Origin of the sequence: Photobacterium galatheae, assembly GCF_000695255.1 — a bacterium.
In the GTDB taxonomy this organism is placed as follows: Bacteria; Pseudomonadota; Gammaproteobacteria; order Enterobacterales; family Vibrionaceae; genus Photobacterium; species Photobacterium galatheae.
The window spans coordinates 26,926-48,680 of sequence record NZ_JMIB01000002.1 but is presented as its reverse complement, the minus strand read 5'-3'; the positions used below and the strand labels follow the sequence as shown (position 1 = coordinate 48,680).

At 50.6% G+C, this 21,755-nt stretch carries 24 protein-coding genes; 15 read left to right on the top strand and 9 right to left on the bottom strand.

The annotated features are described in order from the left end of the window. Positions 1–16: 16 nt before the first annotated feature. The 8 genes from EA58_RS00655 (at position 17) to EA58_RS00625 (ending at position 3,950) form a co-directional block, all read left to right on the top strand. Positions 17–370, top strand: a complete 354-nt coding sequence (locus tag EA58_RS00655) for a hypothetical protein (RefSeq protein ID WP_051641810.1) — start codon at positions 17–19, stop codon at positions 368–370. Between the two features lie 35 nt (positions 371–405). Then, positions 406–978 (top strand): DUF6151 family protein, encoded by a 573-nt coding sequence (locus EA58_RS00650; protein ID WP_036747699.1) that lies wholly within the window; start codon positions 406–408, stop codon positions 976–978. Continuing rightward, positions 975–1,553, top strand: coding sequence for a nucleotidyltransferase family protein (locus EA58_RS00645; RefSeq protein ID WP_235199515.1), 579 nt, complete (start codon positions 975–977; stop codon positions 1,551–1,553). Before EA58_RS00650 ends, EA58_RS00645 begins: the two co-directional genes overlap by 4 nt. 115 nt (positions 1,554–1,668) lie before the next feature. Then, positions 1,669–1,797 carry a hypothetical protein gene (locus EA58_RS22105; protein WP_268748937.1) on the top strand — a complete coding sequence of 43 codons (129 nt, stop codon included), beginning with the start codon at positions 1,669–1,671 and terminating at the stop codon, positions 1,795–1,797. A 287-nt stretch (positions 1,798–2,084) separates the two neighbouring features. After that, positions 2,085–2,501: a GNAT family N-acetyltransferase gene (locus EA58_RS00640; RefSeq protein WP_036747904.1), complete on the top strand. Its 417-nt coding sequence runs from the start codon at positions 2,085–2,087 to the stop codon at positions 2,499–2,501. A gap of 32 nt (positions 2,502–2,533) precedes the next feature. After that, positions 2,534–2,977, top strand: a complete 444-nt coding sequence (locus EA58_RS00635; RefSeq protein ID WP_036747697.1) for a VOC family protein — start codon at positions 2,534–2,536, stop codon at positions 2,975–2,977. Beyond that, on the top strand, positions 2,977–3,417 hold the full coding sequence (locus EA58_RS00630) for an NUDIX domain-containing protein (RefSeq protein ID WP_051641809.1): 441 nt from the start codon (positions 2,977–2,979) through the stop codon (positions 3,415–3,417). The genes EA58_RS00635 and EA58_RS00630 overlap by 1 nt, the downstream gene beginning before the upstream one ends. A 32-nt stretch (positions 3,418–3,449) precedes the next feature. After that, positions 3,450–3,950 (top strand): GNAT family N-acetyltransferase, encoded by a 501-nt coding sequence (locus EA58_RS00625; protein WP_051641808.1) that lies wholly within the window; start codon positions 3,450–3,452, stop codon positions 3,948–3,950. Here the strand turns inward: EA58_RS00625 and EA58_RS00620 are convergent. Beyond that, positions 3,898–4,803 carry a LysR family transcriptional regulator gene (locus EA58_RS00620; protein ID WP_200872137.1) on the bottom strand — a complete coding sequence of 302 codons (906 nt, stop codon included), beginning with the start codon at positions 4,801–4,803 and terminating at the stop codon, positions 3,898–3,900. The genes EA58_RS00625 and EA58_RS00620 overlap by 53 nt on opposite strands. 116 nt (positions 4,804–4,919) lie before the next feature. Between EA58_RS00620 and kynA the strand changes: the two genes are divergently transcribed. The 7 genes from kynA to EA58_RS00585 all read left to right on the top strand — a co-directional run bounded on the left by kynA (position 4,920) and on the right by EA58_RS00585 (position 10,328). Then, positions 4,920–5,798 (top strand): tryptophan 2,3-dioxygenase, encoded by an 879-nt coding sequence (gene kynA / locus EA58_RS00615; protein WP_036747695.1) that lies wholly within the window; start codon positions 4,920–4,922, stop codon positions 5,796–5,798. Then, entirely contained in the window at positions 5,791–6,420 is a 630-nt protein-coding gene (kynB, locus tag EA58_RS00610; protein ID WP_036747692.1) for an arylformamidase, read from the top strand. The genes kynA and kynB overlap by 8 nt, the downstream gene beginning before the upstream one ends. A gap of 28 nt (positions 6,421–6,448) precedes the next feature. After that, positions 6,449–7,690 (top strand): kynureninase, encoded by a 1,242-nt coding sequence (kynU, locus tag EA58_RS00605; RefSeq protein ID WP_036747690.1) that lies wholly within the window; start codon positions 6,449–6,451, stop codon positions 7,688–7,690. Between the two features lie 225 nt (positions 7,691–7,915). Further along, positions 7,916–8,158 (top strand): hypothetical protein, encoded by a 243-nt coding sequence (locus EA58_RS00600; RefSeq protein WP_036747687.1) that lies wholly within the window; start codon positions 7,916–7,918, stop codon positions 8,156–8,158. A 68-nt stretch (positions 8,159–8,226) separates the two neighbouring features. After that, entirely contained in the window at positions 8,227–9,093 is an 867-nt protein-coding gene (locus EA58_RS00595; RefSeq protein WP_036747685.1) for an AraC family transcriptional regulator, read from the top strand. A gap of 107 nt (positions 9,094–9,200) precedes the next feature. Continuing rightward, entirely contained in the window at positions 9,201–9,623 is a 423-nt protein-coding gene (locus tag EA58_RS00590; protein ID WP_051641807.1) for a MarR family winged helix-turn-helix transcriptional regulator, read from the top strand. A gap of 105 nt (positions 9,624–9,728) precedes the next feature. Continuing rightward, positions 9,729–10,328 (top strand): MliC family protein, encoded by a 600-nt coding sequence (locus tag EA58_RS00585; protein ID WP_036747683.1) that lies wholly within the window; start codon positions 9,729–9,731, stop codon positions 10,326–10,328. A 94-nt stretch (positions 10,329–10,422) separates the two neighbouring features. On the opposite strand, the gene EA58_RS00580 is transcribed toward EA58_RS00585, so the two are convergent. The 8 genes from EA58_RS00580 to EA58_RS00545 all read right to left on the bottom strand — a co-directional run bounded on the left by EA58_RS00580 (position 10,423) and on the right by EA58_RS00545 (position 21,337). Beyond that, positions 10,423–10,794 (bottom strand): hypothetical protein, encoded by a 372-nt coding sequence (locus tag EA58_RS00580; protein ID WP_036747681.1) that lies wholly within the window; start codon positions 10,792–10,794, stop codon positions 10,423–10,425. Between the two features lie 63 nt (positions 10,795–10,857). Beyond that, complete coding sequence (locus tag EA58_RS00575) at positions 10,858–12,555, bottom strand: BCCT family transporter (RefSeq protein WP_036747679.1); 1,698 nt, start codon at positions 12,553–12,555, stop codon at positions 10,858–10,860. Positions 12,556–12,752: 197 nt separating this feature from the next. Then, positions 12,753–14,783 (bottom strand): VIT and vWA domain-containing protein, encoded by a 2,031-nt coding sequence (locus EA58_RS00570; RefSeq protein ID WP_081819508.1) that lies wholly within the window; start codon positions 14,781–14,783, stop codon positions 12,753–12,755. A gap of 175 nt (positions 14,784–14,958) precedes the next feature. Beyond that, positions 14,959–15,705, bottom strand: a complete 747-nt coding sequence (locus EA58_RS00565) for a helix-turn-helix domain-containing protein (protein ID WP_036747677.1) — start codon at positions 15,703–15,705, stop codon at positions 14,959–14,961. 157 nt (positions 15,706–15,862) lie between these two features. Next, complete coding sequence (locus EA58_RS00560) at positions 15,863–16,531, bottom strand: SDR family NAD(P)-dependent oxidoreductase (RefSeq protein WP_036747676.1); 669 nt, start codon at positions 16,529–16,531, stop codon at positions 15,863–15,865. Between the two features lie 283 nt (positions 16,532–16,814). Further along, the gene (locus tag EA58_RS00555; protein ID WP_036747674.1) at positions 16,815–18,086 is read right to left on the bottom strand and encodes a lamin tail domain-containing protein; all 1,272 of its coding nucleotides are present in this window, start codon (positions 18,084–18,086) and stop codon (positions 16,815–16,817) included. A gap of 220 nt (positions 18,087–18,306) precedes the next feature. After that, positions 18,307–20,193, bottom strand: a complete 1,887-nt coding sequence (locus tag EA58_RS21930) for a sugar transferase (RefSeq protein ID WP_036747671.1) — start codon at positions 20,191–20,193, stop codon at positions 18,307–18,309. 58 nt (positions 20,194–20,251) lie between these two features. Continuing rightward, on the bottom strand, positions 20,252–21,337 hold the full coding sequence (locus EA58_RS00545) for a glycosyltransferase (RefSeq protein ID WP_036747669.1): 1,086 nt from the start codon (positions 21,335–21,337) through the stop codon (positions 20,252–20,254). Positions 21,338–21,755: the final 418 nt, after the last annotated feature.

The following is a 21,755-nucleotide window of genomic DNA, read 5'->3' as shown; positions in this document are numbered from 1 at the left end:
TCATCATGTGCGGCGGATGCGATATGAGTTTTCGGCTTGGCATGATATCGACACATTTTCAGCGCAGACGGCAATGACTCTGGATGAGGTCATCGAAACGATCCCGTCGCACTTAAAGCATTTATTCAAATTTTATGCTTTTGGTTATCAATGCGGTGGTCAGGGAACGATCATGTCATACGCTGATGAGATACTGCCTATTTATTCCAGTCCGGAAATTTCTTATCGAGGTATTCCCTGCGGAAACAAAAAGTTTGCCAATAATGCGTTACGTTTGAGAGAGTATGCAAGACATTTGCGTGCACAGTTGGCAGTCGCTTCTGAAAGGCGTACGACGCGAGCTGAGGGGAATCTGCCCGTAACGCAATAGTGTATTCAGAAATCATCCATCAGGGAGAGCGCGGTATGGCAACAATACATCTGGCTTGTGAATGCGGCAAAGTTCAGGGCACGGCACAGGTGCCTGCACCATCGTCCGGTAATCGTGTGGTGTGTTATTGCAAAGATTGTCAGGCATTTGCCGAACAGTTACAGCCGGCACGGATTTTAACCGCCCATCGCGGTACCGCGATTTTTCAGGTCAGTCCTTCCAGCGTGCAATGGACAAAAGGGGCAGAACAGATTCGCTGTCTGCGTCTGACGCCTAAAGGACTCTATCGCTGGTATGCCGGCTGCTGCCAGACGCCACTTGCAAATACCCTGAAACCCGGATTCCCTTTTGTTGGGCTGATTGAAACCGCGATTGTGCCTGAAGACAGAACCGAAGCGCACCTGGGGCCGATTCGTGCCCATGCTTACCCGCAACATGCCGATCCTGTTTTACCGGAAGAAATTCTGCGAACCAATCGGGTCTGGCCAATGATGATCCGGATCATGCTGAAAATTCTGGGCTGGAAGCTGACGGGCAAAGGCCACCCGAATCCGTTTTTCAGTCGCGATGGTCAGCCGAAGGTCCAGCCGGAAATTGTGAACAAATGAATCAGGTGATGAACCGGGAAGCTGAACTGGCAGACAGACTGTCGCAGTGGCTGCGACAGGATGCCCAGCGCATGTCAGTGCTCGCTGTTGTTGAATCGCTGAATTTGCCGCAAGGGTATATCGGTGCCGGGTTTGTTCGTAATCTGGTGTGGGATCACTTACATGACTTTACCCAGCAGACGCCGCTCAATGATGTCGATGTGGTTTATTTCGACCGGTCTGAGCAGACACAGGAAAATGCCTGGCAAATTGAAGCACAGTTGAACCGTGATTATCCGTTTGTAGTTTGGCAGGTTCGCAATCAGGCGCTGATGCACACTCGAAATGGCGATCAGCCGTATACCAGCACGCTGGATGCCATTCGTCATTGGGTTGAATGTGAGACGGCCGTTGCGGCTCGTTGTGTCGCCGGTGATCTGGAAATTATCGCGGGTTTTGGTCTGGCTTCTTTGTTTGCAGGGCACCTGACGCACAATACTCGTCGTCCGTTGGCCACATTTCAGACAAGGGTGGAAGAGAAACAGTGGCTCAAGCACTGGCCTCAACTGAAGGTTGTGCTACCGCAAGGACGATAGATAAGCGTAAATGACTATGCTGTGAAATCGCTATCCTCAGATTCTTGAGCAACAATCTCATGCCAGCCAGTCGATTGCGACCGCAGGGGGATGTCTGGCTTCTCAGTATCTTTCAATGTGGCTGATTGCAAAAACTGCGGGTGTTTCGTTTGCAAAAAGTGCGATGCATTACGTTGCCCCTGTGGGCGAGAAAGAAGACACGGTGAATCATTGCCTGTCTGTGATTGAACCTTATTTAGAGTAACCGATGGAAATTTATCAGGTTTTTGGTCAAAGTGCTGATCGGGGCGGAAATGCGATGGCGGTGTCGGATGTTGCTGGATTCACCCCAAGCGGTTCATATGGGCTACCCCGATTATGACAACCTGATTCATTTGCATGCGGAAGATGAAAGGTTGTGGGTGGGTGGTTCTGTGTATCGCTCTGGACAAGCATGAACGACAGAAAAGAAACTATGGAAGAGAAACAAGGATGGGCCGATGTATGGAAGTGATACAACCCTGGGTATCAGAGACGGTTCGCCTTCGTGAGATGACGATGGATGATTACCCGGCTGTGACGGAAATCTGGGCCGAATCGGAAGGGTTATCGCTGCGGGATGCGGATTCACCGGAAAGTATTGCAGCTTATCTGGCCCGGAATCCGGGCACCAGTTTTGTCGCAGAGCAACATGGCAGGGTTGTCGGCACTGTGCTGGCAGGGACTGACGGACGCAGGGGATATCTGCAACATCTGGCTGTCGCAGAATCGCACCGTTCGCAAGGCATCGGGCAAATGCTGATTGAGAAGGCTGTGGAAGGACTGGCAGCCGTGGGTATCGCGAAAACGCATCTTTTTGTATTCTGCGAGAATGTCGCCGCGCAGCGTTTTTATGAACGTCTGGGCTGGTTCGCTCGTGATGAAGTTCGGATGTATTCTTTTAATGCTTCAGACAATCAGAATGTCTGAACTTTTTATCCGGAGAACGGAAGGTTGAAGGGATGAAACAAGCCATTGTTCACGTTGCATTGTTGGTGAAAGACTACGATGAAGCGATTGATTTTTATGTGAATAAGCTGAAATTTGAGCTGATAGAGGACAGCTTTCAGCAGGGGCAGCAACCTGAACAGAATAAGCGCTGGGTCGTGGTTTCGCCCCCGGGTTCCAATGGTGTGACCTTGTTGTTGGCCCGGGCATCCGATCCGGCACAAGAGGAACATATCGGAAACCAGACCGGTGGTCGTGTGTTCCTGTTTCTGAACACAGATGATTTCTGGCGGGACTATGAACGTATGGTCGCTGAGGGCATCCGTTTTGTCCGTCCGCCGAGTGAGCAGGAATATGGCACAGTTGCTGTGTTTGAAGATTTATATGGTAATCAGTGGGACTTGCTACAACTGAATCCGGATCACCCGATGGCAACACGAGGCAGAACGCAACCATGATGCAAGATGTTCATGACTGTGTGTCTTTTATGCTGATTCGCGGTGAAGAGATACTGCTGGAAAAACGGAAGCTCACCAAAGCGGTTGATCCGGGGTTAATGGCGATTCCCGGCGGGCACGTCGAAGCCGGTGAAACGCTGGAACAGGCTTTACTCCGTGAAGTTGAAGAAGAGCTGACTGTCACGCCTGTCCGCTATTTTCCATTGTGTACGTTGTATCATCCAACGCTGGAATTGCAGCGATTGCATTATTACGTGGTGACTGAATGGGCCGGAGAGATCACGGCGCAAGAGGCAGAAGCGGTGATCTGGACGTCGTTACATGAAACCACGCCGGCCACCATTGCCGCAGATAACATCGCGCTGGCAGAATATCGCCGGGTGATTTTGCCAATGCTGAATGGTGCTGTTCCAGAAACGCAGGATACTGAAACAAAATAAGCACTTGAGTTTAATTGAAGGGGAACCAGCAGATGACCGTCAGACGGATGACAGCAGATGATGTCGAACAGGTTGAGGCATTGGTGAAAGCATCGTTTATGGCTTCCGTTGCAGCCAGCTTACGCCCGGCAGGGGTTCAGACCTTTTTCAAGGTTGCGTCAAAAGAAGCCCTGTTGCTTCGTCTTCAGGAAGATAATCTGATGCTGGTGGATGAAGTGCAGGATGTCATTACCGGTATGGCCGAGCTGAAACAGGGCGCTCATTTGTCGATGCTGTTTGTGTTGCCTGAATGGCAGGGACAGGGGATTGCCCGATGTTTGTTGCAATCGTTGTTGCCCCATTGCCGTGATGCTGAGCTGACGGTGCGAGCCTCGCTGAATGCGGTCTCTTTCTATGAATCGCTGGGGTTTCAGAAAGATGGCAGGCCTGCTGAACTTGCAGGTCTGCGCTATCAGTCACTGTCGTTTGTGTTGCCAGAGACTACAACGCTTGCAGATCAGTTTTCTTCAGCGCTTTGGCAAAAGTCACAATAGGTGAGTCTGAACGTTCATCTTTTCGGACCAGAGCTTGCCAATGGATGTAAAGACCCTGCTGGGTCACTTTCACCGTCTTTAAACCGCCCCCCTTCAGATAAGGCTTCACAATCCAACTGGGCATGATGGTAATGCCTGTCCCCGTTCTGACAAATTCTACGACAGCTTCTGTCACGCCGGCACGAATGACTTTCGGCGGCAGCAGGTGGTTTGGGCTGAATAACTGTTCATACTCACGGCCCGGTGCGGGCGTCGTATGGTAGGTGATGTAAGTGTTTGCGGCGATATCTTGCGGGGTGAGCCAGGCTTTCCCGACATCCGGGTGTTCGCTGGGCAAGACGGCGACCATTTCGTCCCGGAACAGCTTGAATGCACGAAATCCGGTTTGGGTCACTGTACCTGAGACAATCGCAAGATCGATTGTGCCATTGCGTAACGCCGTAAATGGGTCGAGCGACACATCCGGAATAATTTCGACGGCATAGCTCGGATAAGCTTCGCTAAACTGTTGAATAAAAGGGGGCAACCAGTGATATCCCCCGAACACTTCATTGCCAACTCGAATGACATGTTCAATTCCGACCGATAACTTGTCGATATCATTTTCAGCTCGTTCCAGTTCACTGAGTACGACGGATGCGGATAACAGCAGCCGCTGTCCGGCACTTGTTGGAATCAGTTTTTTATGTTGCCGGTAAAACAGTTCGGTATTCAGCAGCCTTTCTGCTTCGCGGATACGATGGCTGAGCGCCGACTGAGTGAGTCCGATTTCGCTGGCGGCTTCTGACACACTGCCTGCTTTCGCCACCGCCATCACCATTTGTAAGTGACGGGTACTGATCTTCGTTGCCATAAAGTATGAAAAAAATGAATGGATTTTAAATATTTTATGAAATTTACAGGTAAAAAAGCGTTTCGTAAACTTGTTAATGAAAGGTTAAGTGACCTCTGAGAATAAGGACATATGCTATGAGTGAAGTGGATAAGGCACAGGACGCGCCAAAGCTGAAAGTGGATCTGGCCAATGAGAAAGTGCATTGGGATCAGGACATGAGCTACGGCCAGTATCTTGCCCTGGCGCCGTTGTTATCCTGCCAGCACCCGGTCACAGAACAACATGATGAAATGCTGTTTGTCATCATCCATCAGGTTTCAGAATTATGGATGAAACTGTGTTTACACGAAGCCTATGCGGCGGTTGAGAACATTCGTCAGGATAAGCTGCGTCCGGCGTTCAAGATGATGAGTCGCCTCACACGGATTCAGTCTCAGATGCTGAATGCCTGGGAAGTACTGGCGACGATGACGCCAGCCGATTATGCCAGCTTCCGCGATGAGCTGGGGCAGAGTTCCGGGTTTCAGTCGTACCAGTACCGCGAGCTGGAATTTCTGCTGGGGAACAAGAACGAAGCCATGATTCAGGCGCATCGGGCTCATCCGAAATATTATGATCACCTGAAAACGGTGTTACATGCGCCGAGTATTTACGATGTCACCCTGCAGTTGCTGAAAGATCGCGGTTTTGACGTGCCCGATTCTCATCTTCATCGTGACTTTTCGCAGCCTTATCAGTCCTGTGAAGCTGTTGAGCGTATCTGGGCTCAGATTTATAACCACAGCAACGAATACTGGGATTTGTACGAGCTGGCTGAAAAGCTGGTGGACATGGAATTCAACTTCCAGAAATGGCGCTTCAGCCACATGAAAACGGTGGAGCGTATCATTGGCTATCGCCGTGGGACGGGCGGGACGTCCGGGGTGAAATATCTCACTAAAGCGCTGGATTTACAGTTTTTCCCTGAGTTGTGGTCGGTTCGTACGTCAATTGAAGGGCCGAAGCATGATTAAGATTTGGGATATCTCGCAAACGTTGCGGAAAGGCTTGCCTGTCTGGCCCGGAGATACCGAGTTTTCTTCGCAATTTCACTGGGAAATGAGTGCCGAGTGTCCGGTGAATGTTGGTCAGTTGACCCTGTCGACCCATTCGGGCACCCATGCGGATGCACCGGTTCATTATGATGCCACAGGGAAAACCATGGCCGCGGTCAGCCTGGAATATTACATCGGCCCCTGCGTGGTGATTGATGCGACGCAGGCGATTGGATGGGTGAAACCGCAGGACATCATCAGCCAGCTACCGGATCAGCTTGAGCGCGTCATTCTGAAAACTTACGCCCACTTCCCACACGAGCAATGGGTTGCTGATTTCACGGCAGTCGCTGCTGAGACCATCGACTTACTGGCCGAACGGGGTGCATGCTTGATTGGCATTGATAGCCCGTCACTGGATCCGCAGACGTCTAAATCCATGCGTGCGCACCATGCGGTCCGGCGCCATGGAATGGCGATTCTGGAAGGACTGGTTTTAGATGATGTTCCCCCGGGAGACTACGAATTGATTGCGCCGCCACTCAAACTGGACGCACTGGATGCGTCTCCGGTTCGTGCACTGCTGCGCAGTGTGGTGTAAAGCACATCATTTAAGGGAGTGAAGTAACATGGAAACACTGGACAGATCCTATTTTGAATCGCTGGATCAGGTTGATCCACTGGCAGAATTTCGCGAGCAGTTTGATCTGCCGGCAGGCCATATTTATCTCAACGGGAACTCGCTGGGCGTTTTGCCGAAAGCCGCCAAAGAAAAAGCCCGGGAAGTGGTGGAAGAACAGTGGGGTCAAGGCTTGATCCGGAGCTGGAACACCTATGACTGGATTCATATTCCTCGCCGTGTCGGCGACAAGATCGCTGGTCTGATTGGGGCTGAGCCGGGTGAAGTGATAGTGGCCGATTCGACATCGGTGAACCTGTTTAAGCTGGCTGCCGCAGCGGTCAAACTGAACGCCGGTCGCAGCAAAATTTTGTCTGAGCCCGGCAACTTCCCGACAGATTTATATATTCTGCAGGGGCTGGAAAGTTTCATGGATGGCAAGGTACGCCTGGTTACAGAGTCGCGCGACTGCATCATGGACGCGATTGATGAAGAGACCGCCGTGGTGGTGCTGACGCATGTGCACTATAAAAGCGGTGCAATGTTCGATATGGCGGCAATCACGGCCAGAGCCCATGAAAAAGGCGCGTTGATCATCTGGGATCTCAGCCACAGTACTGGCGCGGTGCCAGTGGCATTGAATCAGGTCGGAGCCGATTTTGCGGTGGGTTGCGGTTACAAGTATCTGAACGGCGGGCCGGGTGCGCCGGGTTTCCTGTTTGCCGCCAAACGTCATCTGGCCCATCTGGAGCAACCACTGAGTGGCTGGTTTGGTCACGCGAATCCATTTGCCATGCGTGACGATTACGAGCCAGCACAGGGCATTGAAAGAACTTTGTGTGGCACTACCTCTGTGGTCGGCGCGAGTTTGCTGGAAGTCGGCATCGACATCATGGCCGCTGCTGACATGAATCTGATCCGCGAAAAATCGCTCCGAATGGGGCAGTTGTTTATGGAGCTGATTGAATTGCGGTGTGGCCAGTTTGGTTTCGGGATTGTTTCTTCCAAAGATCCGGCAGTGCGCGGGAGTCAGGTTTCTCTGACCCATGAACAGGGATTTGCCATCATGCAGGCCCTGATTGCCCGCAATATCATCGGTGACTTCCGAGCGCCAAATATTTTGCGATTTGGATTTACGCCGCTCTATGTTCGTTATGTCGATTTGTGGGATTGTGTCGATGCGCTGGTGGATATTATGACCCATGATCTTTGGAACAAAGCAGAGTTCAAGAAGCTGACCGCTGTGACTTGAGCATGGCGTCAAAGCGCGGATCAGTGTGAAGATGAAGCCGGGAGCCAAAGTATCCCGGCTTTTTTGATGGATGTTAGGTGAGTCACCTGAAATAAGTAAATGAGTTCGAATGCAATCTGTCCGTTTCGTTTACTTGAGATGACTCGTTCTGACTGGTTACTTTAAAACGGAACTGTTCATTCACACGCGAGAACTCAATTCATTTACAATGCCAGGGAAAAATTCATGGATGAATTTTTAGGTTGTCGGCGCAGGGAGCGCCTACAACCAGCCCGGCCAGCACCAGAGAAAGAAAAGCATTTCTGGGCACTCTTTGTGCTCACAAAGAGTGTCTGGCGCGCATCAGGAAAGACTGAGGTTGATACAGATTTTATGCGCGACATACCATGGAACAAGAAGGTTGACTGTACGCTCAAGCCAAGATTTACCAGCAGATACGGAATATCAAGGATAAGCCACGACCAATAAAGCAAGATGAGTCAGGCATCGAATGGTCCGTTTTTGTATGATGGTGACTGAAATAACCGGAGTAAATCATGACTGATTATCAAGACGTGCTGAACAGGGTGCTGGATGCCATCGACTGCAATCTGGAGCAATCGCTGACCGTGGCACAGTTAAGCAAGGTTGCCTGCTTGTCACCGTTTCATTTTCATCGTCTGTTCTCGTCGATGCTGGGGATGCCCGTTAATGTGTACATTCGACAACGGCGCTTGAAACAGGCTGCTTACCAGCTACTGTACCGGCAGGATCACTGTGTCACGGACATTGCATTTGCCGCCGGCTATCAAAATGCGGAGTCATTTTCTCGTGCTTTCCGGCAGGTATTTGGTGTGAGTCCAACGGCGTTCCGGGTAAATCCGAACTGGGAACACTGGCAGTCATTGCATCAGTCACTCTCGATGGTCAGGAAAAAAAATATGTCAGAATTATCTCCTCAAGTTGAAATGGTTGAATTGCCGGAGATTCAGCTCGCGGTATTGGAACACAAAGGTGACCCTGTCACACTCGGGGCAAGCATTCAGCGTTTTATTGCCTGGCGAAAGTCTGTCGGTCTGCGGCCTGATATCAGCCGGACGTTTAACTTACTTTACGATGATCCGGAATCAACATCGCCAGATGAATACCGATTTGATTTAGCCGTTGAAGTCAAACAATCAATGACGGATGACGCTGCCGGAATTGTCAGTAAAACGATCCCGGCCGGGCGCTATGCCAGAGTCAGACATATTGGTTCTGATGACGGTCTGGTGTGCGTTGTCCAGGCGCTGTATGGCCGATGGTTTCCTGAAAGTGGAGAGTCATTGGCAGATTTCCCGTTATTCTTTGAACGTGTTCGCTTTTTTCCTGATGTTGCAGAGCATGAGGCCGTCACGGATATTTATTTGCCTTTAAAGTCCTGATGACCGTGAAAGCTGAATTTCCTTAGAAGCTTGAAAAATTGCTTGATAACGCACTAATTGTTGATCAATACTTGAGTTATCAAGTATTGACCAGCAAGGAGAGACGTATGTCTTCAATGAATCTACAGGGTCAGTTGTTTATGGAACTGACTTTAATCCATACTCAAATGATGAAAAGCATCGACCGGAAGCTGAGTGCTCACGGGATCAGTGTGTCTGAGTTTTTTGTGCTGCATCAGCTCAGTGAAACTTCGGGTCAGTCGATGAGCCGGGTCGCACTGGCGGAAGCGGTGGGCTTAACCGCTTCCGGCGTGACTCGGTTACTGAACCCGATGGAAAAAAATCATCTGGTAGAAAAAGAGAAAAACAGCCGGGATGCCAGAGTCAGTCTGGTGAAACTGACACCAACCGGACAGGAAATTTATCAGGATGCTTTAGTCAGTTTTAATCATGGTGCTGAAAGCATGGCTGAGGGAATGACGGTAACCCAACTGAATCAACTGATGGGCTTGCTCAGTAAACTGAAATGATTCGTCTGCCTGTGCTGCATACTTTTCTGACGAATGAAAATCTATTGCCTATAGTTGATTTTGTAACGGGCAGTGCAGCGCCGGAGGCGGAAACTTGTGAAAAATATGAAAGTCGGCTGGGTCGTTTTCACGGTGATTGCCTCATGTGTTCTGGTGTATACGCAGGCAGAATCGGCTCAGCCTTCATTTGATTGCAGTGCCGTTGAAACGGGTAGTATGGAAGCACTGATTTGTCAGGATGAAGCGTTATCTGCTTTGGATAACCGCTTGGCTGATGTTTACCGGCAGGCAACCGCAAAAGCGACCAATGAACATCCCCCGGTGTTGAAGGCAGAGCAGCGGGGATGGATCAAAGGCCGGAATGACTGCTGGAAAGCCGATGATCAAAGGCAATGTGTTGAAGGGGAATATCAGCGCCGTATTGCGGAGTTACAAGCCAAATATGCCTTGATTCAGTCAACGGGCACCGTGTTTTATCGCTGCGATGATCACCCGGGCAGTGAAGTGATTGCGACCTATTATCCGACTGAACCGCCATCACTGATTGCCGAACGCGGCGACAGTGTGTCGCTGATGTTTCAGCAAGAAACAGACTGGGGTCTGCGATATGTCGGACGTAACGAAAGTCTTTGGGAGGAGCAGGGTGAGGTGCGGGTGACTTGGGGATACGGCACTCATGCGTTGAAATGCAAAGTCTATAAATAGCAATAGTCGTTTGCATTGGCTTTAGTTTAAATCCTGCCGGGCGGCACGATTCAGGCTTGTTTTTACGGATGTATTGATGAGGAGCTATCGGTTTTTATAACGCGATATAAACCAGAAAAGCCCCAAACAGCGCGGCGAGAACACCGCCTGTTCGCCCCTGTATATCATTCAGCTCAACCGCCCACCGAATGAGTTTTTTAAAATTTTCCCTGCCAAGAATCAGTAAGAACAGTGCGGCAATAATGGCGAACCAACCCACCGCAGTCACCAGTAATGGGTGGTCAGTGCTGTCTGCATACTCAATGAGCAGATAGCCAATCAGTAAGCGGACTGCGACAGCGACCATGTGAAGCCAGAGCCGTTTTTTGTGTCGGGACATAAAATCCAGAATCAGCCTCGGTTCCGCGGCCAGAATTAATCCCATGCCAGCAATGAAAACACCAATGAGGCCAATCAGGAGACGCATGTTGACTTCCCAGGTTGAAAGGGAGGGTATGTGCCCGGACTGACGTTGGTTTGCAAAATCATCTTAAAGTCTGGATGGATGGCTGTCGGGATCCCCTTCCTCATGAGGTTTATCATCATGAGAAACACCATGTTCTTCCGGCGGTTCTAGATCCCAGGAACCCTCTTCGGTCCAGGGGTCATCTTCCGGCAGTTCTTCGATATAGATTTCTTTGTCTTCAAAATCAGGTTGATAGCGCAGGTCAAAGTGCGCTGCGCGGATGATGGAAACACACAAAAGAAACGCGACGATGAGCAGGGGCACGCCACCAATCACACTGGCGGTTTGCAGGGTATCCAGCCCACCCAGAAACATCAGCGTAATCGGCATGACAGATAAAGCAAATGCCCAGAACAGCCGGTTCCAGCGCGCCGGTTCTTCATCAATTTCCTTTTGCACCACAGCGGCGAGAATGTAGGAAATTGAATCAAATGTGGTTGCCGTGAAGATCACCGCCAGAATGGTAAATGCCAAGATCACCAGCTTGCTTAAGGCGAGCGTGTTCAGCATGGCAAAGATGGCCGTGGTTGCGCCCTCATTATTCAGGATGGAAATGACATCTAACTGTTCCGAAAGCTGAAGGTAAATGCCGTAGTTGCCCATGATCATGAAGAACAGAAAGCAGCCGAGTGTTCCGTAAAAAATGGAACCGACAACCATGGCTTTGATGGTACGTCCTTTGGAGATACGCGCGATAAACAGGCCGACACTCGGCGCAAATACCAGCCACCAGGCCCAGTAGAAAATGGTCCAGTCCTGTGGAAAGTGGGTATCCGGGAACTGCCGGAACTGTGCGAATGGCTCCGTCCAGGTTGCCATTTCAAACAGGTTATTGATCATCCTGCCCAGTGCATCGACCCCGGTATTCAACATGAAGAGTGTCGGGCCCGTGATAAAAATAAACAGCAAAATGCCAACGGCCAGCCACATGTTGATGTTGGAGAGCATCTGAATCCCTTTTTTCAGTCCCGCATAGGCGCTGTAACCGAAAATGGCCGTACAGATGATGAGCACAACGATTTGGGTGTACAGATTATTGGGGACCCCCAGCAGTTCATGAACGCCCTGATTGATCAGGGGTGCTGCAAGTCCCAGCGTTGTGGCACCACCGCCGAGCATGCCGAAGATAAAGAATACATCGATGAGTTTCCCCAGCCAGCCACGGGCGCGTTCATCACCCAGCACTGGCATCAGCGCTTCACTGATTTTGAGTACACTGTGATTCCGAACATAGTAGAAGTAGGCAATGGGCAGGGCGGGGATCAGATAGATGGACCATGCCAGTGGCCCCCAGTGAAAAATGCCGTAAGTGACGGCCCATTTAGCGGCTTCGTGGGTTTGCCCCGGAATATCGAAAGGGGGTGTTTGGTAATAATAGGCCCATTCGATCATCGACCAGTACAGAATGGAAGCACCAATCCCAGAACAAAACAGCATGGCGGCCCAGGAAAAAGTCGAAAATTCCGGGTCTTCTTCCTGTGTCCCCAGTTTGATTTGTCCGATGTCGCTGAAAATCACATAAACCATGAAGATGAAGGCACCCAGACCGAGGATCAGGTAAAGCACGCCCAGTTGATCAGTCACGAAGTCTTTGGCGTTTCGTACCCAGGCGGCACCTGCTTCCGGGAAAAAGACCAAGGGTAGTGTGACGGCAAAAAGTAAAAATAAGGAACCAAAAAATGTTGGCTTATCAATGATGTCGTTGAATTTGGTTGAGGACATCCGAACCTCCGCACTTTTTGGGGGTGAAACTTTACTGCATCAATTGACAGAAAAGGCTCGCTCAATAAAAGATTCAATGAAGTGCTGATTATAGTTGAGTGGCAAGTCTTTGATGCTTTAAAGGTGAGCAAGGTCTGAGATGCGCTGGAAGAAACCAGCGCAGGGCTGGCTTCTTCAGGGAATAAAAATGTTGGAGGTTAGTTTTGTGGTTGTCGTATTCTCCAGATGGTCAGGATAAACAGGGCAAACAGGGCGAAACCATTCAGACTGCCGCCACCACTGCCGCGAGAATAGCTCGGTGCAGACTGATGGAACATGGGCTGTGTGTGATCCACCCGGGTTGATGCGGCTGTGCTGTTCTCTCGTTGCTGGCGTGCCTGTTGTTCTTTTTCAACCCGCTGTTTGTTCTGGCGCTTGATGCCCAATTGTTCAAAGACGGCATCTTCCACCACCAGCAGCGACGTATAGTCGGTCAGCAGACCATATTCGACCGCCAGTGATTCAATGGCCTGCTCTTTATCGCTGTCTTTTTGTTCCAGATAGTTCATCTGTTCTTCCAAATCACGAATGGCAGAGAAAGCCCATAACCGTTCAATTTCAGGATTCATTAAAGTGCTTTCAGGCAGATTGATCTCGGTCTTGTATTCACGTTCCTGGCCGTTCACGGTGGCGGAAAGCGTGATGCTGGTTTTGCCCGGTTGAAAGTAATGACCAAACACCGTTAATTGTTCACCACGATATAAGCTGTTGATTTGCTTCGGGGTCAGGTCTTTGATTTTGACGCCATCGATTTCAAGCTGTACATCGCGATAAGCCTGATGTGTCAGTTTGCTGCTCACGTTCATGAGGTGACCCAGCATGTCGTCGGCGGTCGAAACGGAAATTGCAAATCCATTCGAGACTTTGGTCATCGGTTCCAGCAAGGGGGTGTTGGCACTGTTGCCCATGATAAAGGTATACAGGCGTACATCGTATTGTTGCATCAGCTTCAGGAACTCACGCTTTGCAGTCGTCCCGACATTCGCTACGCCATCAGTGACGAGCACAATGCCGGACGGGCGGTCAGCGTCAAGATTGCTGACAGCAAGCTCAATGCCCTCATATAAGTTGGTACCGCCGTCTGGCTGATACCGGTTAACAGACGCGAAGGCGGTCTGGATGTTTTCTGCCGTGACCGGTAAAAAGCCTTTGGTCGCCAGATGGGCACTGTCGTCAAACATGATGATCCGAAAACGATCGTTTGTTGGCAGTTTACTCAAGCCACGCTCGACCCCATCGACTAGAGTGCTGTAGTCACCGGTCATCGACCCTGACTTATCCAGCACAAACGTCCAGTCGCGGCCCTGCGTAATGGCTTCTAAATCATCACCCGGCGTGAAGGTCAGCTTGACTGTACCGCGTGGGCTACGCTGTGGGTCGCGATAGGCAATCATATCCAGACGGCCGGGTAATCCGTCTTTCAGCCGCCAGTAAACCACAATGTCTTGATCCAGTCTGAAGGGACGACTGACGGTCTGCGTATCGTTTGTTTCAGTCGTCTGTTGTTGCTGAAATTGCTGATTGGTCATTTCACTGTGCCAGATGGTTTGTTCGCCTTGTTGGGACTGGCTGATGCGTGCCTGAGGATGGGCTGGTAGCCGCAGGCCATCGACTGGATAAGCTGACTTGACGGTGACATTGAAAGAGAACGTTTCTTCAACACGATCATTTCGGGTCCAGAAAGACTCAGCCTGTTCATCTACGCCACCTTCTTCCATCGGATATACATAACGTCCGACACCGTGATCCAGCAGAGCATCCTGCACGTATACCAGTTTCACTTTCACCCGCTGTTGCGGCTGAACCGGGAAAACACGCATCTCAAAGGTTTTGTAGCTGTTTTTTTCCGTCAGGGCTGTCGCGTTCCCCTGATCTTTCTGCTCGTTATAGATCACTCTGGCTTTGTCCTTGGCAACGGCTTCAGCAATGACAGGTTGGCCGTTGATCCAGTAAATGAATTCACCGACCACAGCTTTTTGTGGCACAGGAAACGCGTAGAGCGCTTCCAGCTCGGTCTCGTTCGGGTTGAAGAATTCCTGCTCAATGCTGGTGGTTGCATAGCCGTCTTCGATGACCACATTGACGTGATGGGACTGGATTTGTAAATCCTGATACTGGCTTTTCACCGGTTTCAGCAGGCCGCTGGCTAACGCTGCCGGACAGACAAAACCACAGCAATAAACAGAAATACAGACAGCATGTGTTTTGCAATGTTTGCGAGTGAACGATGGTGTGACATGAGTGCCTCCTTTGCAGTTCGCGGTCAGACCACAATAATTTACGCAAAGAAGCTTGGTGGATATTCATTGAATCGAACAGTGTTAAATTTCAGGTCACTTCTGATGTGACCTCAGGTTACATCAGTTATGACTTTTGCACTGGATTGAATTCGTCGAACAGGGGGAACTGCCAGCGCCGAATCGCCAGAATCATCGAGGTGCCATGACGGGCATTCATACTCAGGTTTTCATCTTCCCGGCAGGTTGCGTAAAATTCGCTCACCAGTTTCTGAAGCCGTTGCTGCATTCTCTGGTTGCTCGGAAGCGACATGAGCCCGGTTGTCATCACCAGTTTTTCGCCGTCTTCATTGAAGTGGCTGGCAAAAAACGCTTTCTGAACCTGCTGCTGGAAAAAGCACTGAATCGGCCCTCCGGCTAACCAGGAAAAGGAAGGGGAGATTTTCAGACGGATGCGATTATTCGCCTGTAATTCAATAATCTTCAGCCGGTCCAGCTGCGCCAGTTTCTGAATCAGCTCTGGCACTGAAAAATGATACTGTTCCAGAATGTCGGCGAAACGATAGCCGTTTAATACACAGACAGCCACCAGCAGTAACGCTTTATCTTCAACCAGTTGTTTTTCCTGATCATGGGTCAGCGATTGCAAACCAGCATGACTTGTAGCACTCAGCTGAAAAAGTTCTGCCATGTCCATGCCGATGAGCTGACAGATTTTTCCTAAACGTTCCAGACTCAAATTGCCACCCTCAGCCAGCAATCGCTTGACGGAGCCTTCGCTCAGATCAAGGGTGCGCGCAATATCCTGATATTGCACGCCATGTAACTTGAGTTGTTTTTTGAGTTCAGAAACCAGCTGGTGGCATTCGGACATGTGATTTTCTCTTATGGGGCGAAAGGCAATTCAACAACGCTAACCGGTTGTATGCAAACAGAGTTTGATGCAGTTGTGCCTTGGGTCACAGGTCATCAGCCAGCCGTCATGACTGGCTGAAGTCTGGCAAGTCGTGATACCTGAAAAAGTGTGGCCATCAGTAACGGTTGATTGTGATATCCGAAATATAACCATGTTTGGCATTTTGCAGGGCCTGCTTCAGCATGGTTGCGGTTTCATCTGCCGTCATGAAGCCGCTGAGATCCATCGTTTTCCCGCTGGTGGCCCAGAATTCTGTGGCCATACCGCCCGGGTAGACACCCACCAGATTCATGGGTTTGTCTTTCAGTTCCAGCCGGACGGATTCCATCAAACCTCTGACACCCCATTTCACGGCGCAATAGGTTGATTCACCGGCTTTTGCGGTTTGCGCTGCTGTAGACATCACCATCACCATGTTGAGCGGGGTGTTGCGATAACGAATCACGGCCTCACGCAGGAAATAGGCCGCAGACAGCAGGTTATTGTGCATTAACTGGGCAATGGCATCGGGTTCCTGTTTCTCAAGATTGCCAAAGTAGCCACTGCCGGTGCAGAAAATGATGGTTTCCGGTGTCGCGGGGAGCTGGTCAAAAAGTCGGGTGACTGCTTTCGGATCAGAAAGATCAGCGGTCAGTGTACAAATATTGGCAGGCTGGCACGCCTGAGCCACCTCATGCAGCCGTTCATCATGACGGCCTGTCAGCGTTAACGTGTGCTTATCCTGAGCGTAAGTTTTTGCCAGCGCAGCGCCCAGTCCACTACTGGCCCCGGTAATGAGGATCATTGCTTACCTTCTGTTTCTTATGGGGTTATAGGGCCAAGTATAGTGATCATTTGAGAGAGTGGATATTGGATGTACTTGGATCAAGCCGTAAACGCACCCAACCAATCCAGACCGGCAGCGTTGAAGCAACAGATTGAAGCGATTCAAAGCAAAGCCGGGAAAGTGCAGGTTAATTCGTGATTCCGATGGCTGGGTAATCATGAAAACCATCAGGACCATTGTGGCCCTGATGGTAATTTGATGTTCAGATTGATACGGTCGTTGCAGAGCAATTCGCTCAATCTCAGAACAGAATCGTTCTGCCGGATTGAGCCTGATTTTTCGAATAAGTGACGGTATGGACCGCTTTTCCGTTTGGCATGACTAAACGAATACTTCCGCCTTTATTGGATAGTTGTACGCTGTTGGGTTGCAGTGGAATACGAAGTGACTCACCGCCGTCTAGGCTGATGGTGTTGAGTTCCTGGGCATTGCCATTTCGGTCAACCAGCTGCCAGTTTTTCAGGTCGACTTTCGAGAGTGAGGTATTGAGTATCGTGACCGACTCATGGCCCGGATCGTGTCCTTCCGGATTCACCAGTGCTGCGATAATCCGCACGGGTCCGTCTACAGTCGGAGTGACCGTAGGTCCATTGTGATGCGGTACGGTCGGCACATCAGAAGGCTGCGCTGCGCCTTTAAACATGGGATAGAAGGTTCGAATGTGTCGGTTATTGGCGCTGCGGAAGACTTTAAGGTCGTAAAGTGCATCATTGATGATGGCTGTTTTTGGTGCTCTTGCGCCGATGTGTGCTCTGACGGTTCCAAGTGCCAGTAAGCCTTCAACACTGCAGCCGACAAAAAAGCCGCCAATGGGTTTGGTTAACGGCCGAACAGCATTGCGTTCATAATCCGGCGCATTCCAACCGTAGGAAATGGTCACGGACTCCGGATATTGTTTCTGACCGCTGGACTGTTCTGAGCCCAGATAGATAATTCGGTCCTTTTGAAGGCCGGGGAAATGTTCCTGAGAGCCATCAACAAGATGGCCAAAGCCATCATCAAGGTAATATTTGTACCAGAAGTGATAGCCCTGTACTTTCCCTTTTTCCTGTTCGCCGACCACGACATGTTCAAAGCCGGATAGATGCGGATCGCCTCCCATTTCAAAACGTCTGAACCACATTTCCATCAGGGTGTTGTACCATCTGTCGCGGCTAATGCTGGTGCCTGTCGTCATCGCAACGTATTCTCTGGCCACTTGCATCGGTGCGGTATCAACCATTTCATGAACTAAGTCATGGATTTCTTCACGTTCTTCCGGTGTTTCTGTTTCTTCATCACGTTCTGCCAGCGCGTAATTATCAAAAAGTACACGGCATAATTCATAGGTCTGTTTTTTAGACTCAGGGATAGCAACTTCCGTCAGAACTTTCAAATCCCGGTTCTGCGCATCAAGCTGGTGGTTCACTTTAACAAACCCGGTGCTCTGGTCTCCCGGTTCATTATCGAGAATTGCTTTCACACCAGCGCCCGACTGGTCTGCATTCCAAATCTCCTGGTAAATATTTGTCATGATATGCCCTTATTCAAGTTCTTGAAAATCAGATTAAAAAGGGCAGTACATCAGCGCCTCAGTCGCGCAATCTGCATAGCAACCATAGACGAGCACCACGAGAAAAGAGTCAGGTTGATCACAGAGTCGAGAAAGTTGTGGCGTTCACTTGTTAGGGAGACTTATGCTCGAATCAGTTGAATTGCGTTGTGAGTCAGCGCGGTTATCGCGCCAATCACATTCATTGCCCTTTGCGCCCCAGCATGATCCCGAATGTTTTGAACATGATCATCAGATCTGTCCTGAACCATGGCCAGAATGACCCCAGTACCAGCGCATAGCTGTGATCAAAAGCAACTTTGCTGCGAACATCTTCGATACTGGTGTCGTAGCCTTGGTTGATTTGAGCCAAGCCTGTAATCCCGGGCAAAATTCCATAAGTTCGTTCTGTGAAAAAGGGAATGGCGGATTCGAGCTGCTGATAAAATTCCGGTCTTTCTGGTCGGGGGCCAACGATGGACATGTCCCCCCGGAGCACATTGATCAGTTGGGGGAGTTCATCCAGCCGTGTTTTTCTGAGAAAAGCACCAACGCGGGTAATGCGGGGATCAGCTTTAGATGCCAGGATTGCACCTGTCACGGATTCAGCGTTTGCAACCATGGTTCTGAATTTCAAGATGTCAAAGATTCGGGTCTGCTCAGGCAGCATTTGTCCTATCCGTCGCTGCTGAAAGAAAACAGGACCGGGGGAGTCCAGTTTGGTGGCCAGTGCGATGATCGGAAAGACGGGGAGCGTAAGCGCCAGTCCCAGTCCGGCAATGACGATATCCATCGTGCGTTTCGTTTTTGCGGTGATCGGACTCATCGTGCTGCTCCGGTGTTGGTTGGCGTAAATAACAAAGGGTCGTCTGTCTGATGTTGAAAGGGCTGTGACCCGCTGCCAGCGAGCTTTTTCCAGTCCCAGGGCGTATTTCAGACTACCGATCAGGCTGGCAGCATGGCCGCTGACCAGATAAGCGAGGGTGTGCCCAGGTTTACCTGTCGGCACAGCCGGGAAAATCAGTGTGATGATGGCGATCAGATACAGCACGCTTTGGAGTATCGCAAGACAGAGAAATACGCTGGATTCACCGGCGAGCAGCAGACTGCCGGCCAGTGCAAACACCATCAGATAACCGCTCAGAACCCGCAGGACTTTGCCGGAAGTAAAGAGAAAGGCAACGCCCCGATATCTGGGACTGAGCAGCTGTTTTAACCGGACGACCTGTTGCAGGTTTCCCGCGCCGATTCGCTGCCGACGCCTGAAATCCATCGCGGCCGATGAGGCTTCCAATTCCAGAGCAATAATCTGGTCTTCGTGTGCTGCCCGGTAGCCTTGCGCAACTATCCGCATCGGCAACACAAAGTCGTCATTGATTGTATCAGTCGGGAGCGGTTCAAAGAGCGCATGACGGAACAGGTAAAAAGCACCATGGGCACCTAATGTTGCACCCAGCGCGGCTTCCTGAGCTTTGAGTCGCCCCTGATATCGCCAGTAGGTTGCTTCGCCGTCGGTGCCCGGTTGGTAGATCTGATAATGGCTGTTGAGCACTCCAACCGTTGGATCGGCAAAACAGGCGGCGGCCTGCAATAATGCATCGCAGGAAATGATGGCAGAAACATCACTCAGGGCCACGAGGTCGCATTCCAGCAGGGGGATGACTTCATTTATGGTGGCGACTTTTCCCCGGTTCTCTGCAAATTCCATCACAGTCATGTTCAGATGGCGGCAGGCCAGTTCATCGGCTGCCTGCCTTGCCAGCGCGGCCGTTTCATCCTGACAGCCATCACAGGCAATGACGATACTGAGCTTGTTGCCGGGATAGTCCAGCGCAGCGAGATTCCGGATTTTTTCTGCAATCCAGGCCGCTTCGTTATAGGCTGGCACTAAGATGGCAATCGAGGGTAAATCTGCATCCGAAGCGCTGTCCTGATATTCCCGGCTGACAGCCTGCGGTTTGATGACCTGTGGTTTGACGGATGACGCGTTTTTGCTCAGCCAGCGTAAAAGCAACGGATAGCCGAGATGATGATAGATGATGAAGACGATTGCCGACAGGGTAAGAAAACTGATGATTTGCTGCCACATATCGGTTCCTTTTTCTACGTTGCGTCTAATCCGCGGCTAAGCAGTCTCTAAGCCGGCTCTATGCCGGAAGTTTCCCCAGACGGCCAAGTTCATCATAGGCCTGCGCCATTTTCCGGACATCGTTGTGCTGCAGGATATGATGACGGGGATTTTGTCTTGGCTTCGTCATGAGCGCTGTTGTTAATTGATATGTGAGTGTTCGCGGGTCTTCCGGACTGAGGATGATGCCGCTGAACGGGCACAAAGTTTCTTTGCATGCGCCCACATCTGTCACTGCGGCGGGGATGCCACAGGCTTGAGCCTCAAGCGGGGTCAGTGGATAGCCTTCAGCCGCTGAAACCAGACAGAATAAATCCAACGCCTGATAAAACTGGGGCATATCTTCCACCAGTCCCATAAAGTGAACGCGTTCTGTGACGTTCAGGCTGAGAGCGTGGTTGAACAGTTTATCGGCCATGCTGCCTTGTCCTGCGATCACAAGATGGACGTGGTGGGGTAATTCTGGCAGCACGTCGATCAGCAAAAATTGTCGTTTGACCGGTTCGAGCCGTCCGGCGGTCCCAATGAGTAAAGCATCCTGCGGTAATCCAAGAGACTGTCGTGCCTTTTCCTGACGACCCGGTCGAAACCGTTCGGTATCAATGCCGTTCAGAATAGTCATGACGTGACGACGTTTGAGACGTTGATAGAGCTGACTTGCAACCTGAGCGCCATCTGCGACCAGAAGCGGACGACAAAACGTGAGCGCAAGCTTTTGCAGCCGGCACCGTTTTTCATTCGCCAGATGCCAGGCATCATGCTCGGTGTGAATCAGGGTGGGGACACCTGCCAGTCTTGCGGCCAGGCCGGCATACAGTAATGGCCCGATGTGGTGGGTATGCACAATATTGGCGTTCAGACGGTGGAATAATCGGGTGAGCGCAAGAATTAACTCTGGGCTGAATCCCGGCGCTTTGTCCATGAAGATCAGTTTATCGGCAACCGCTTCCAGCCTCGGCCAGTGTTCCAGTGCTGAGGTTTTGTTGCCCTCAAGGCTGAGGAGATACATGCTGTCTTGATTGGCCGAAAACCGGAGAATGTCCAGAGCAAGGGCTTCCAGACCGCCCGGCTTCAAATGTTGTACAACTTGTATCACTGTCTTCATTCGCTTCACCTTCAACTGGCTGGGTGATCTATGATTCGTAGAGCAAATGCCGTGCCATCAGTGGTGTCCTTTTTATCAATGAAGCTGTGTCTTTATCGATGAATCTGTGTCGTCATCTACGAACTTATGCCATCTGCGAATCGATGTGGTTTCATGCGACACATCAGGCTCGAAACCCTGGCTGGGTTCCTGTCTTTCCAACACAAATTGTTTGATGGGAAATCGACAAATTATCATTCAGAATCAACAAGTTACATCCATTTTTGCGCAGACGGGAATCCACAGGGCAAGAGATGAAAAGAATCTGCCAGAGTCATTTTGCCTCTCATTTTCCGCGTCGCTCTTCCTCAAAAGTCACTGGTTCCCCGCTTTCGCGGGGCGGACCATACATTTTGCCAAGTCTCATGATCTTTCAGAT